The sequence below is a fragment of the Spirosoma sp. KNUC1025 genome (assembly GCF_045160025.1).
GTDB lineage: Bacteria > Bacteroidota > Bacteroidia > Cytophagales > Spirosomataceae > Spirosoma.
In genome coordinates, this window is the sequence record NZ_CP087139.1 from 543,085 (window position 1) to 557,703 (window position 14,619).

The window sequence follows — 14,619 nt, forward strand, 5'->3', positions numbered from 1 at the left end:
AACTTAAATTAATACGTTGACGTAATGGACTATTAAAGAACTATTCCAAGAACTTCCTTTAAGCCATAACCAATAACCGATTGACTATCTGAGTATTTCACAAAACGGTCATTTGTCTGATAACGTTGATTCCTGTTTTCGGCCTTGTGTGGGCGGGCTGAAATCGTAACTTTGTTAACCTGAGTTTACACAATTTCTGTCCGCTTTCCCTATCAGCGAAATCGGGCATGTTCACATAAAAACGCTTTCCCGTCACCATGGTACAAAATGATGTGATCGAACCGATCTTACAAGAAGACAAAGGCCGATTTGTGCTGTTTCCAATCAAACACTGGGACATTTGGGAGTACTACAAAACCCACGAAGCGTCGTTCTGGACGGCCGAAGAAATTGACCTCGGTCAGGATATGAAAGACTGGAACAGTCTAAATGATGGCGAACGCCACTTCATTTCACACGTACTGGCGTTCTTTGCCGCATCGGATGGGATTGTCAATGAGAATCTGGCCGTTAATTTTCTGTCGGAAGTGCAGTATGCCGAAGCGAAATGTTTCTACGGCTTTCAGGTGATGATGGAGAATATCCACTCCGAAACCTATTCGCTGCTGATTGATACGTATATCAAAGACCCGAATGAAAAAGACCGGCTCCTGAACGCCATCGATACGATTCCGTGCGTCAAGAAAAAAGCCGATTGGGCCCTGCGCTGGATCGACAACGGAACGTTTGCCGAACGGCTTATTGCCTTTGCCGTGGTAGAAGGTATTTTCTTTTCGGGTTCGTTCTGCTCGATCTACTGGCTCAAGAAACGGGGAATGATGCCGGGCTTAACCTTCTCCAACGAGCTGATCTCGCGCGATGAAGGCTTGCACCGCGACTTTGCCTGTATGCTGTATACGGACCACATTGTCAATAAGTTGCCAGAGTCTGAGATTTACGACATTATCCGCAATGCCGTTGAAATTGAGCAGGAATTTGTGGCCGACGCGTTACCGGTGTCGCTTATCGGGATGAATGCCGAGCTGATGAAGCAATACATCGCGTTCGTAGCTGACCACCTGCTCGTTACGCTTGGCCTGCGTAAGCTGTATAACGTAACGAATCCATTCGATTTCATGGATATGATTTCACTACAGGGCAAAACCAACTTCTTCGAGAAACGGGTTGGCGAGTATCAGCGTGGTGAAGTGATGGCGAAGTTCAAAGCCGCCAAAGCAGCTTCGCAAAACCCGCAGGATGCCGAGAATCCCGCTCCGGCTGCTGTAGTCGAAGAGCCTAAAGGCATTACGTTCGACGCTGACTTTTAGGGTTACTTTATTTCTTACAAACAACGTCCCGGCAGGCTTCAGGCTTTCCGGGACGTTGTTTTTTGGCTTTGCCAGCCAGTTTTTCCCATAAAAGTGCTCATTCCCTAGCCTTTTATGCAGTTGGATATACGTAATCCCTCTGCTTCGCTCGGTATCGATCATCGAACGACAATTTAGGACTGCCTGCTGATAATGTGGTCGTTTACATCTTACTTTGTACAACCTCCATTAACCAACTCCTCATGGCAGTAAAAGGTCTTCGTCGCTATTTCAGACTCCTGCGACACGTCGCCAATCCGGCAGAGTATCTGCTGCATAAAGGTGACCGTCATAGCCGCCCCCTTTCGTTTACGACGAAGCCCTTACCGATTCATTTCCGCGTACCAGCCAGCCTGTATCTGTTGTTCAAGGAAATATTTATGGTTGATGTGTATGAAATGGATTCGCTGGTCAGCCAGCTTCCGGCCGAGCCGGTGGTGATTGATATTGGGGCCAACGTCGGTTTTTTTGATGTTCAGCTTCTGTCCAAAATCAACAAAGCCACGATTTATGCTTACGAGCCAATCCCAGCCAACGTAAAAACATTTCAGGATATTCTTCAGCAGAATCCAAGATTACTACCCAGCGTGCAGATTTTTGAAATGGCCGTAACAGGCCAGCCGACCGACAAACTATCGTTGTTTGCCGAAGGTGCCGACAACAATCAGGTAGTCGCTTCGGTCTTTGCCGGATTCAACGAAAACAACACCCAGCGATTAAGCGTAGACAGCATTACGCTTACCGAGATTATCCGTGACAATAAGCTAAGCGCGATTGACCTGCTGAAACTGGATTGCGAAGGAAGCGAGTTCGATATCATTTATCATACCGATCCTGAGCTGCTCAAACGGATCAAACGGATGTATGTGGAAGTGCATAACCTGGATGATAATCGGAATAATATCGACGCGTTCAACAAATACGTCCAGTCACTGGGGTATACCACAACTTACGTACCGATCAATTCGTTTTGCTACGCCCTGGAAGCAGTACAGCAGACAAACTGAAGCGATTAGGAATGAAGCAGATTCTGATACAGCTGCCAGTACTCGGCTGCAGCAATTTGCCAGGTGAATTTTTGACTCTGCAAACGCAGTCGTTCAGGCATGGCCGGGTCATTTTTATAGCGCTTCATGCCCTCCTTAAAGGTTTCGACAACCGATTCAGCATCGAAAGCAGGGAAGTAAAAAGCTTCAGTTCCGCCAACTTCAGGCAAACTGGTCAGCGCAGAACTAAATACAGGCTTTCCGAACGACATCGCTTCGATAACCGGAATACCAAAGCCCTCTAGTAATGATGGAAACAAAAAGGCTTCGCAATGGGCGTAATACCACCACTTTGTTGGTTCATCGATGGGGCCTGGCATCAGCAATCGATCCGCCACACCCAACTGGCGAGCCTGTTCCCAAATCTGCTGACTATACTCAGGCTTATCGGGCCCAGCCAGTACCAGCCAGTAATCAGGATTGGCAACAAGCAGTGGCAGCATGGTATGGACGTTTTTATAGGATTGAAGCATTCCAATAAAAAACAAAAACGGTCCCTCGGGCTTGCGCTCTGGGGGAGTCATTGGTAGGTTCCCGGGAATATCGACTCCGCAGTAGACCACTTGCATTGGCGTATTGACCGGTACGTCCAGTTGCTGGCGCACATCCTTCGCTACGTACTTCGAGATGGTTGTGATAATCGTTGCCTGATCAATACGAGCCTGATAACGCGCTTTCTGACGCGCTTTCCGTTTGACCGAATAGTCGGCAAGGGATAAGTAATTAAGATCGAGAATGGTATAAACAAATTTCGTCGGGCGCAGTGGATAGAATCGGGAACCCTGATACATACAATGCCAGACATCGAACTTCCACGGTCGCCAAAAGCGGTGCCATTTACTGGCAACAATGTAGTTTACCGACGGCCCGAACATACCTGCCTGCTCACGCGTAACAAAAAAGTCAGCTCCCAGTCGGCGGGTTTCTGACGAACCAACTCACGACCCAGGTGCAAACAAAGTTGACCGAGGCCGCTGGTCAGGTTTGACATTTGTTCTGTTTCCAGAAATAGGCTGGGCATAGAATTAGCAGGCGGTTAAACCGCAAAATAGGACAAAAAGACTAGCTACTACCAATATAGTCTAGTCTTCGTTACCCAAAACCGAAAAAATCAGATCCGATTCGTAGCCTCTGCTAAGGGCAAAACGAACTAGTTTTTGTTTGACAACCAGCGGGTTTTCGTCGCGGATGCTCTGGCGCTTCTTCTCCAGCAACGTAGTGAGGGTTTCGCGGTAATCGTCCGGCGCAATTTCGTTCATGGCCTGATCGAGGTTATACCCGGAGATACCGCGCTGCTGCAAATGCTGTTTGATTTTGCGTTTTCCCCAACCTTTCACGCGGAACTTACCCCCCGCAAACGTTTTAGCGAAGCGTTCCTCATTGAGGTAGTTCTGCTGAATTAATTCAGCAATTACTTCTTCTGCCTCATCGCCTGTTACGTCCCAATCCTTCAATCGATCACGCACTTCCTGCTGAGTCCGTTCCTGGTAAGCGCAAAACATAGCGGCTTTCCCAACAGCCTCTTTCACTAAATCCGTCATGGTAATGTTGTATTCGGCAATCCAGCTTTTTACCGTTTCATGGGCTGGTGTTGCATCAATTGATTGATTAGCGTTTCAACCTCCGACGCCGGTCTTTTTTCGATTAAGTAGGAATGCCCTCTCCCCGATTCATCCCAACCGTTTGACCCGTCTTCATGCATCGTCAGGCGTCCCGATTTTACCGTATAGTACGGTTCATAACCGTTAACTCCCACCAGTACAGCGGTTTGATCCCAACTCATCCGACCGTTTGCATCCTCCTTTGATTTGGGCAGTGAAATCCTGAACACATCTTTCACCGGACTGTTTTTGATGCTGGCATTCTTCGTCAGTGGTAGTCCCGAGTGAATTTTCTCGCCAATTTCAAAGCCACTGCACAGTATAGGTGTCGGCCAGTTAGAGAACACAATTTGTGACGAAAGGGTGTCTCTAAATACGTTGTATTCGCGTCCACTCGGAAATTTTCCAGCCATGCTCACTACGTTCTTTACCTTTTGCGTCACTAAGGTTTTCCCCGACAGTTTAGAATATTGATCGGGTTTAGAATTGAGCAAATTAGCCAGATTCGTCAGAAATCCGACCGTTATGATCGTTACGCTGCGGTCGGGTTGTTTAGCCAGAATCTGCCGGTACAAAGCCACTGCGTCGGGCAGCTCGCTGTTTGACTGGATACGGTGTGGGTAACGGGCCGTGATGGTATCCGACCAGTGTTGCGTATCCTTATCACTAACGGCCTTTCCTTTCGGAACACCAATGGGTATGTCTGGTCGGTTAAAGTACGTATTCAGCACACTCAGCACCTGCGTTACTTTCGGGTAGTTAGTACTGGCAATAGTAGCCAGAATTTTAGCTTTTCCTTCGTCGGCAAAAGCATGGAGCAGCGTAATGGCACCAACGTCATCGTAATCGGGCCCCATATCGGTATCGAAAATCACAGGAACAACGGCAGCCTTCTTTACCGATTGTCCACTAACTGGACCGATCATCAAGATTAATAGCAAACATGTTGAAAGTAGGTAGGTTCGGGACATATTAATAAGCGAAATTTACGAAACGGTACACTCCAACGTACCGGTCATCAAGGTACGAATTACGGACTGTTTTTGGAACAATCGTAACGCACAACCTGCAACCCACAATCCGTATGATTTCTCTTAGAACCCTTTCGACACCACCCGATACACAAGTACGACACATGGGCTGGGACTGGATGCTTGGTCAGGACACCCTGCCCTACCTGGCCAGTGAAGCTGTTATCGTACAACCTGAAGAAGCAGATGCTTACTATGATGCTGCTAATGAATTGTTTGACATGTTCGTAGCAGCCGGGCAATACGTTATTGATGAAAATCGATTTGCGGACTTAGGCATTCCGTCCAACCTGATTGATCTGATTAAATCTTCCTGGGAAGATGAACGAAATATCCACCTGTATGGCCGCTTCGACCTGGCGGGTGGGCTTGATAACCAACCCATTAAACTTATTGAATTTAATGCAGATACCGCTACCTGCTTACCCGAAACAGCTGTAGTTCAATACGCGCATCTCAAAGCAAATGGTCTCGACGAAAGCCACCAGTTTAATTCGGTATTTGAAACCTTAACGAGCCAGTTCGAAGAAATTCTGGCGCTGAATCCCGACCTTCAACCGACGTTATTATTGTCGGCCATGCGTGATTTTCCAGAAGACGATGCCAATGTAATGCTGTTGGGCGAAGCCGCGCGGGAAGCTGGCTTTGAGAGTGAATTCGATTTTATAGATAATGTAGAATTTTCGGCAGAGGAAGGAATTTTCTGGCAGAATCCCAAAAATGGGGAGTTTGAGAAAGTTGATTTCTGGTTTAAGCTGATTCCCTGGGAAGCTATTGCCGAAGACGAACCGGAACTCCTACAAATACTGGCTGAAATTATGCGCAAGCGGCTGGCTCTGGTTCTGAACCCTGCCTACACGCTGCTCTTCCAGTCGAAATACATGCTAAAAATCCTTTGGGAACTTTACCCCAATCATCCGTTGCTTCTCGAAACCAGCACCAGCCCTCTACCGGGTAAAGCGTGCGTAGAGAAAGTCCTGTTTGGGCGCGAAGGGGCTAACATTCGGATTCTGAATGCCGACGGCAGCGAGCACCAGTTCAGAGATGGGGACTATGGTGACTATCCAAAGATTTATCAGGAGTATGTCGAGTTCATGAACGATTCCGCTGGGTATACGTATCAGGCCGGGGTCTTCTATGCGGGAGAAGCCTGTGGACTTGGCTTCCGCCGGGGCGGACTGATCATCGATAACAGCGCTGGCTTTGTCGGGCACATTATAGAACAAGTTTAATCAATACGGTTTGGTTTACTGTTTACAGCGTACGGAATTCGATTTTCAATCGATCAGCACCTGTTAGGCTTACTGGGCCAGCGGGTGCTGACTAAAAGCCCGTACCTGACTGCTGTAAATCAAACAACGTTATGCCATCATTAAGTCTTTATATTCAAGCCGTTGTTTACATCGCAGCCGGATTCAATCACTTCATCAACCCCAAAACATATTTAGCCATAATGCCGCCCTACGTTCCTGCTCATCATCTGATGGTGACTCTGAGCGGGCTGGCCGAAATAATTCTGGGTGTTGGACTTTTATTTCCGGCTACCCGTTCGCTATCGGCCTGGGGCTTAATTTTGCTGCTTGTCGCAGTATTTCCCGCTAACGTATATATGGTTACGTCAAATCGCTTTCGCCATTTTCCAGCCTGGATACGATGGGCACGCTTACCTCTACAAGGCGTTCTTATCTGGTGGGCGTATCAGTTCACCTGATGACGAAAGGCTATGTAAACTAGATAGCGCATAATACGCCAGGATTTCAGTAGCCCCTTACGGAGAAGGTTCAGTCATTAAAGCTGATACGTCGGCAGGCGCTTGATACGTTCCTACTCTTCAGCAGGCAGCGTATGTTTCTGGCTAAGTTTCAGATAATTGGCGTGGTATTTTTTATTAGCCTTAACCCCTACACTGACCAGCACGCCACTCACTACGGATTTGATCCAGTAACCGAAAATAAATTTCTTCTGATCGCGATCATAAAAGATTCGGGCATCCTCCTGGTTTTTCTTACGCAGGATTTTATTAGCCGCAAAATTTTCAAATTTTATAAGCAGTGAGCGTCGGGTTGTGTCTTTATGGCCTAGCAAACGAAGCTTGAGATCCTTGTAGTGGAAGCGCATGTTACCCACCGATGCGTATTTATTTCCGGCAATTCGGGCTGTTATTGGTTCAAGATACCCATCGGCCAGGTCAGCGGAAGCCATTGGATTGGTAATCTGGGTCAGCTCAGGCATGTGCAAATCCGATGTTTTCAGCAGCATATGAAAACCCGAAAGTGAATCTTCATACGACTCCCGATAATGCACTCGCCGGATATGTAAGCCCAGCAATTTTGTACTGGCCAGAAGTTTCAAACTATCTGTTGACTTTGCAGGCCGGTTGGTGATTGTTTTTAGAGTCCCGTTGATTTCTTTTAACGGCACCGTACCGACTCGATCGGTCATTTTTGAGGTTTCATGATAGTTGACCTGACTGTTGACGACACTAATCGAATCAATATGGAACGGCACCTTAATACCCGAAATCAACCGGGTTGGCATCAGCTTGTTAGGCAGAATTGCCGGGTCAGGCAGTCGCTTATCACGCGATACGTCTGTAATGATATTTTTTACCACAATGTGGTTCACCACAAATGTCGAGTCCCTATACCACCGTTCTGCTTTTATGCCATTCAGCTGAATTTGCTCCCCCTGAATCGTAATATAGTCCGACTGTAGATGCGGAGGAGTCATAAATTCCTCTTTCGTGATCGTGGGTGCAAGCTGAAAGTTAGTTAGCTCCAGCCGTTCGTTTTTGTGTTCCCAGCTTATTTTCTCTGCCTTTATTGCCGTAGTAGCACTTTTAAAGTTCAAATCACGTATCGCCAGATTCGTATGCTCTACAAACGTTGGCCAGGCTAGCTTCTGTCCGGCTGTCCAGCGAAAATTCGGCATGTCGATATTACCACTGATTCCTTTAATCTGAAGTTTGGGGGGCGTAGCGCTTTTTTTGGATTTTAAGGCAGGGTGCAAATCATTGAGCGTAATGTTTGCCAATAAATGGGTGGTTAGTGAGGGCTTCCCTTCTTTGGTAGCCGAAAGTTTACCATTGGTCAACTGAACATCAATTGACTGCACTGTCGACTTAAACTTGGGCATTGCCAGTTTCAGATCCGATGGGCTTACACGTATCGATGCAAACGTAGCATCTTCGTGTTTTTTAGCATGCAGCGATTTAGCCGCTACGTCAACCATCGTTTGAATGCGTGTAGAATCCTGCCCTTTTTTAGTAATGAGGTTCACTCTAGCCTGCTTTACGTCCAGATCATGCAGCGCAAGATTAATCGGAATGGCAAATGCTTTAGCGGGCCCAGCCGCAGCAGATTTTTGGCTGGCCTGGGTAACCATCGTGAGTTCAGGCCGCTCGATCTGCACCGACGTAAGATTGATGTTCGTGAAATCGGTCGATGGAAATGGTCCCTTGACCTGCATTCTCGGCAGCGTTACGTCCATCGTCTTACCTGGTTGCTCATCAGCGTACCGAATATTGGTTAGGGTCGTATGCTCATGGCTATGCAATGACACCTGACCAACGGACACTTGTTTGCCACCCGACTGCTTGACATACAGATTGTTGAGCTTTCCTAGAAACTGCGCCCAATGGAAATATTTGGCATCTGTAGTTAGTTTATGTATTGTAATTCCCTGGCCTTCAAAACCGGCCAGCGTCTCTTTTGGCAAAGCGGCTTTCAGATTCAAGCGCTCGGCTACCAATTGGCCAATTCGCAACCGGGGTAATGCCCGTGGCTGCGGCTTATCAGTAGCCACGGCTATTGGCTGGGCGGTGGCTGGTTTTGCTTTTATTTTGGCATCGACCAGCAGCTCATGAACCCGAACCTGATCAATCTGAATCACTTTGGTTTGCTGCAGAATATCCCAGCTAAAGGCTTCCCAATAAATTTTATTCGCCGTCAGCGACGTTCCGGTAGCCAGCTCAATCTGTAATTTATCCACCCAGTTACGTCGGTGCTGACCATCCATTCGGTAGTTAGACAACCGCACGTTCAGGCCGCTCGACGCTACGTTCATTTCATGGATGCGCAAATCGGCAATAGCCCGTTTAATTTTAATGAGCGAATCGCTGGCCAATAAATTTTTAACCAGAATAGTAGCGTTCAACTGCTTCAGATTGGCGCTTACCGGCTTGGTATTCCCCACTAACCGATATTCGCCACTGCCGTTAATAATGCGAAACCGGTCGACCTGAAGCAGTTCACCAAAACTATGCAGGGTTTGATAAATATCGGTTTTTTTGTGCGTAACGGTATCGTGATTGGCCGTCACCTGTGGCTTCGACGGGGCTTTCCGGGTAGCGATCAGCGTAATTCTGGGCTCAACTAGTTCGGCTTCCGAAGCGACCAACCGTTTTTGAATCAAGTCATCCAGGCTGATGTGTTTTAGGCGTAAAGCAGGAGCCGTAAAGGTCATGCCTTTGCCGGCCGTTTTCCGTGAAGCCGGACTATAAACCACATTTTTAAACAGAACATCATCGTTCTGCAAGGTGAACCGTTCTACAGCGATTTTAAACAGGCTATCTTTTGAATAAAAAACAATGTTGTTCAGGTTTAATTTTATGCTATCGGTTGTCAGAAGCCGGTCGTTTTGCGGATTAACAACAAGATTATAAATGCTTAAATTGGCTTTTTGCGTACCTGCTTTGAGGGCATTGCTGGCCTGACCCGCTAGCAAAAGTTCGCCGTCTTTTATCTCGGTATAGCGAATCCTTACGTTCTTGAAGAGCGTTTTAATATTTGAATGGATTGAGGTGTCTTTTACCTGTGCCTTTTTAGCAGCAATTGGCAAAGTGAGTACCGGCCTTACGCAGATAAGTGTGTCGAGCGATAATTCCCCTTTTTGATAGATAGCAGGCAGGTGCTTTGAATTAAAGAAAAACTTATCGGCATGCAGGCTCATTTCCCCTTGTCCATTTGTAGACGGTTTATGAAAATGGACCGAATCAATCTCGAAAAGCTGCCGATCACTGGAAAAGCGTAATCCTTTGAAACTGAGTATATTTTTCCCATCCGACAATACCCAGCGCTGGCGCCCTAAGGCCAGTTCCAGATTATCAGACCCCAGCAAATGGTTATCGTTGTTATCTATTTTAAGAAAATTACGTATTGTCAGACTCAGGTCTTTGATAACCAGGGGTTCAGGGCTATTGCGTTTGAACAGCGTAAAGGATGCTTCATGAATGGCAAATGATTTAGCGTGCAGATGATCCAGCGTTTTTTGCAGATTTTCCAGAATCATCGATGTATGGAAACTCGTATGGTTCTCACTCTTTAGGTGCACTTTATAATCATGAATTACGATTTCAGGCTTTTCGACCGAAAAGCTATCGACAGACAGGCGCTTGTGCAGTAATAAATCGCTCCAGTTTTCGACAGACAGATACGCCTTTGGAATTTTTATATCGTAATAAACAGGCGTATTGGCCGTATCTTTTCGCGTCAAAATCGAGTTATCGATGACAATTTCTTTATCGGCAAATGAGAGTTTTATGTCTTTGCTGTGAAATGAATACCCTCCATTCGTTTGCCGCTCAATAGCATACTCGAGCACATCTTTTAAATTATTTACCAGAACGTAGTAAATACTGCCTGCCAATAGAAGCGGTATTGCCGCTGCAATCAGTAACACTTTCACCCAGCTTTTTAAAGATACTTTCATGTTGCGTTGAATCCAGTTACGATGGCTGCTTACATAAAGTGAGAACTTCCTTTATCTATCACCTTTGTAGTCACATACTTAATGCGACTTAATGGGCAATTTAGCTAATTAAATGATTTCTAGTACGGGCTCGTCGTTACAGATGTTACCCCTTGGCGTATATTCTTAAACCGGGCTTCTTAAAGATTTTAGCGTATGGACCAGCTTTAAAAACGGTCAGTACTATACGTAGCAAGCTGTGTAAATGGCTCGGCTTATGTATTGGCCTGTTCTATAGGTTATGGATATAGGAGAGCAGAAGGCCGATAACGAGATGATTGGCTTTGGCTTCAACAGGATCGCCTAACAGCAAATTCGATTCATTTGGCGTATCGAAATTAACTTCTGGTTTGTATTTGCTGGTAGTTCCATAAGAGAGAAGTAGGCCGGGTCGAAAGCTAAACTTTGGGCGTCGGATATTTGCCCCAATCTGGGCGTGATACGTATTCCAGTTTGTTGTGTATGATACGTATCCGCCATCGTCGACAAACGACTTTTCATCGGCATATGAAAAATCGGTTCGCACTGATACGTAGCCAGTAACTGACGGTTTAACTGGAAAACTGAATCCAACCGCCACGTTGGTTACAGCTTTCCGAACATCCTTGAATTTCAACAGTCCCTGAGTGGTAGTATTAGCTGAACCCGTATCCGGCCGGATGAAATAATCGTTTCGGGGGGTCAGCACATTATAGTCGCTGAGCTTAGCAAAATATTCGGCGGCTACATACAGCTGACTACGTCCGAAATCGTAACTGTAACCTACTCCAATGCTCAGGGGCGTTTTGTAATTTGTTTTGAGTTTTTCCTGCCGGGTATTCGCCAGAAAATTGATCGGGCTAACCGTTGGCGTTAAGCGTAAATCACTCACTACGTTATCGCTCATAAGCGTACCCTGGCTGAAGATACGCGCCAGAGGCAACGTAACCAGCAAGCCAACATGATGACGGCCATGATTATACGCTAGCCCTAGCTTTGGTTTCAGACTCACCTGCGTATAGTCGACCCGGTAAACAGCTTCGGTATTGGTCAATGGCGGGAAAAGTACATCGGATCCAGCCGGTAAATTATGTAAAGCCCGACCACTGTACTCAATATCAAAGCTTTGCTTACGTAATGGCACTTCCAGGCTGGCGCCAATGAAGAGTTTTTCTGATAATCGATAGCCGGCACTAAAAGCTCCGGCAATTTCGCTAACCTGATTTATTTCGCTGAATTGACCGATATAATACTCTGTTCCGGGGCTATAGGCATCATCCAGTACGTTTAGTCGGGTATCCTGACGCTGATTCGCTCGGTCATTCAGAATATGGGTATGAATGAGAGCATAAGCCAGCACAAGGCGTTCGTTGCGCTTTAACTCAAAACTGCCGGAATGCATTTGGGGCGAAACGCCAGCCGAAACCGATTTCAGATCTTTTCCTTTACCCAACGCATCAATAATCCGGTTCGATTCGAACTGGTACAAACTGCCAGAGAACTCCAAAGCTGTTTTGGGACGAACTGCCAGCAAAGCCGGATTATAAAAAAAAACGCCACTGTCTTTTGTATCAGCAATCGTCGCGCCAGGCGTCATGAATCCTCCCGGCCCATAATTGGACGACCAATAATTGGAATCTTGCGCAGAAGAATACCGAAAACTGAGTCCGAGGGCCAGCAACAAAAGGATACGTACCATCTAAATTAATTTTATGAAGGGAGGTTGCATTCAATAAGCAATACTTTACTCAGCCTGGTATCTTTATAGAATCTTCTGAAGGCCAGGTATATTGTAAAGAGCAAGAGTTAAAATCAGACCCCAGAAAATGGCAAATATGACCATCCAGATGATGATTTTAATTGGAGCAATTTTAAACGATGTAGCAATTAACGTTCCGCCGATAGGCGTAAATATCAACGGGGTCAGGCACGCAATACCTGCCACGCCAAATCGCCGATATACTTTAACCGCCCGACGGCTGCTTTTAGAGAATCGTTTTTGTTCCTTCTTTCTGAATTTCTGCCAGCCATCCTGAATGATCTTCCCTAAAAAGGTAAAGGTCACAACGCTAACCATCATTCCAATGATGGTGCAAAACATGGTTTCCCACCAGGTTAACTTGAGCGCAATACCGGCTAACGGGCCCAGCAGAAATTTAAGCATCGACGGGAGAATTACGGATATGTACTTACCATATTCATTCATAGTCAGTTTGGAATAGTTTAAATCGTAATATCTATAAACGTTTACCCACCTACAGCGCAGGCTAGGCGTTATATGCGGATCAAAAAGTCATACTTGGACATACGATGATCAGGATCTATAAGCTGTGGAGGCAGGCTCCCTGCTTAAAATACGCTTAAATTTTAATCATGATCTATACCGCCAGCGCTTCAGATTCCTATAGTGTAAAAGGTAACGAATATACCTTACCGTTGCCTCTATATTTGCTGTAACAGTTTTGCTCGAAGTAGCAACAGAGCCCAATTATTTCTTTGTCAAGTACGGAAATAATTTTTGCACTTCGAAAATTTGCAAAAAAAAGATGAACTCGTGGCTTTTTTTGGTTACTCCCGATTGACACATCTCTGAAAGCCTGGCTCCTTGCGTTCTTCCTGTTTTGACCCTATTGGCGATCAAAGAAATTATTTAACCAAAACGTTATACAGCGCGTTTACGCACGGCAATTTCCTCGCTGATTCTATAAGTCACCTAAGGCTATTAATTACTATCCTACTGATTATCAGAGACCATAAACGGTTTTTAATTATAAGTTAAATATGAATATATGAATAACACACTAAATATTCAAAATCTTTTTACCTTTACCTAAGAAAGAAGAAGAGAAACTAAACTTTAAAACGAGTAAACAGTAGTTTAATAAACTTCTAAATCCATATATTCGCATTTAGATAACAAACTATTTGTGTTTATACGCTGAAAACTACTGTTCCTACTAAAACTATACGACAAATTTACATTTAGAAAATGGCAGAGTAAGCCAAACGAGCGCGTTACATGGTTAAACAGGGCTATGTATTCCATACATAGGCAATGCAGTGTTTAACTTATTGGCCAATTTAAGTTTCTTAAAGTGACTTTATACGCCAATTCTAGTCAAAGGAGGTGACATCTGTTTGAATTACAATATTTATTTAAATTATGATGAATGAATTAATTATGGAAAAAGACGAAAAAATACGCCGGAACCGTGCAAAGACCACACAGCGCATTGTTGAAGCACTTGAAGATGTAATTGCTGAGCGCGGTCTGGAAGGTGTCGGCGTAAATCGTGTTGCTGAAAAAGCGAATGTTAGCAAAGTTTTAATTTACAGATATTTCGGTGGCATGGAAGGCCTGCTGGAGTATTATGTAAAAATGGGAAAATTATTTCCTGTCTTCACTCCTACCCTATTAGATCAGATCCGCCCTTTACACGAATCCGATGTAGCTCGGATTTGGTACCGGCAAGTCATTCAAACCTACCGATACTTCCGTACGTTTAAAACAGCCCGCGAAATATTAAAGGCTAGTGTAATAGAGAATGATTCTATTGCTGAAACAACAGCAAAAGCACAGGATGACGAGATGACTCGCCTTGTCAGTCAGCTTTCTTTTGTGAAAGGAGCCGATACGCAGGCAATTTCGGCCGTAATATTAGGAGCAATGACGTACCTGACCATTATGGCTCAGAACGATCGTACGATGATTAATATCGATCTACGAAGCGAAAAAGGCTGGGAGCGTATTGAGAACGCTATCAAAACTATCTATATCGCTTTAAACAAAATGGCAATTGGTTCGAAAGATGTCCAACTGGAACTTCAATCTTCACATTTACCAGCAGCACAATGGTAAAAAGTAATA

At 45.4% G+C, this 14,619-nt stretch carries 12 protein-coding genes; 5 read left to right on the forward strand and 7 right to left on the reverse strand.

Annotated features, from left to right (window positions below; all coding sequences use genetic code 11):
* Nucleotides 1-257: 257 nt before the first annotated feature.
* Nucleotides 258-1,307: a ribonucleotide-diphosphate reductase subunit beta gene (locus LN737_RS02450; protein ID WP_405515913.1), complete on the forward strand. Its 1,050-nt coding sequence runs from the start codon at nt 258-260 to the stop codon at nt 1,305-1,307.
* A gap of 242 nt (nt 1,308-1,549) precedes the next feature.
* Entirely contained in the window at nt 1,550-2,353 is an 804-nt protein-coding gene (locus LN737_RS02455; RefSeq protein WP_405515915.1) for an FkbM family methyltransferase, read from the forward strand.
* A 5-nt stretch (nt 2,354-2,358) separates the two neighbouring features.
* On the opposite strand, the gene LN737_RS02460 is transcribed toward LN737_RS02455, so the two are convergent.
* From LN737_RS02460 to LN737_RS02475, 4 genes are all read right to left on the reverse strand, one after another.
* Nucleotides 2,359-3,267, reverse strand: coding sequence for a glycosyltransferase family 4 protein (locus tag LN737_RS02460; RefSeq protein WP_405515917.1), 909 nt, complete (start codon nt 3,265-3,267; stop codon nt 2,359-2,361).
* On the reverse strand, nt 3,249-3,413 hold the full coding sequence (locus LN737_RS02465) for a hypothetical protein (protein ID WP_405515919.1): 165 nt from the start codon (nt 3,411-3,413) through the stop codon (nt 3,249-3,251). Before LN737_RS02465 ends, LN737_RS02460 begins: the two co-directional genes overlap by 19 nt.
* A gap of 61 nt (nt 3,414-3,474) precedes the next feature.
* The gene (locus LN737_RS02470; protein ID WP_405515921.1) at nt 3,475-3,933 is read right to left on the reverse strand and encodes a regulatory protein RecX; all 459 of its coding nucleotides are present in this window, start codon (nt 3,931-3,933) and stop codon (nt 3,475-3,477) included.
* A gap of 29 nt (nt 3,934-3,962) precedes the next feature.
* Complete coding sequence (locus tag LN737_RS02475) at nt 3,963-4,919, reverse strand: nucleoside hydrolase (RefSeq protein ID WP_405515922.1); 957 nt, start codon at nt 4,917-4,919, stop codon at nt 3,963-3,965.
* Nucleotides 4,920-5,077: 158 nt separating this feature from the next.
* Between LN737_RS02475 and LN737_RS02480 the strand changes: the two genes are divergently transcribed.
* Nucleotides 5,078-6,256 carry a glutathionylspermidine synthase family protein gene (locus LN737_RS02480; protein WP_405515924.1) on the forward strand — a complete coding sequence of 393 codons (1,179 nt, stop codon included), beginning with the start codon at nt 5,078-5,080 and terminating at the stop codon, nt 6,254-6,256.
* Between the two features lie 131 nt (nt 6,257-6,387).
* Entirely contained in the window at nt 6,388-6,735 is a 348-nt protein-coding gene (locus LN737_RS02485) for a MauE/DoxX family redox-associated membrane protein (protein ID WP_405515926.1), read from the forward strand.
* A gap of 113 nt (nt 6,736-6,848) precedes the next feature.
* Here LN737_RS02485 and LN737_RS02490 read toward each other — a convergent pair whose 3' ends face one another.
* The 3 genes from LN737_RS02490 to LN737_RS02500 all read right to left on the reverse strand — a co-directional run bounded on the left by LN737_RS02490 (nt 6,849) and on the right by LN737_RS02500 (nt 12,957).
* Entirely contained in the window at nt 6,849-10,733 is a 3,885-nt protein-coding gene (locus tag LN737_RS02490; protein ID WP_405515928.1) for a hypothetical protein, read from the reverse strand.
* 271 nt (nt 10,734-11,004) lie between these two features.
* The gene (locus LN737_RS02495) at nt 11,005-12,450 is read right to left on the reverse strand and encodes a hypothetical protein (RefSeq protein WP_405515930.1); all 1,446 of its coding nucleotides are present in this window, start codon (nt 12,448-12,450) and stop codon (nt 11,005-11,007) included.
* 63 nt (nt 12,451-12,513) lie between these two features.
* Nucleotides 12,514-12,957, reverse strand: coding sequence for a hypothetical protein (locus tag LN737_RS02500; protein WP_405515932.1), 444 nt, complete (start codon nt 12,955-12,957; stop codon nt 12,514-12,516).
* A gap of 960 nt (nt 12,958-13,917) precedes the next feature.
* Between LN737_RS02500 and LN737_RS02505 the strand changes: the two genes are divergently transcribed.
* A complete protein-coding gene (locus tag LN737_RS02505) occupies nt 13,918-14,610 on the forward strand; it encodes a TetR/AcrR family transcriptional regulator (RefSeq protein ID WP_405520287.1) in 693 nt (230 codons plus the stop codon).
* Nucleotides 14,611-14,619 lie beyond the last annotated feature (9 nt).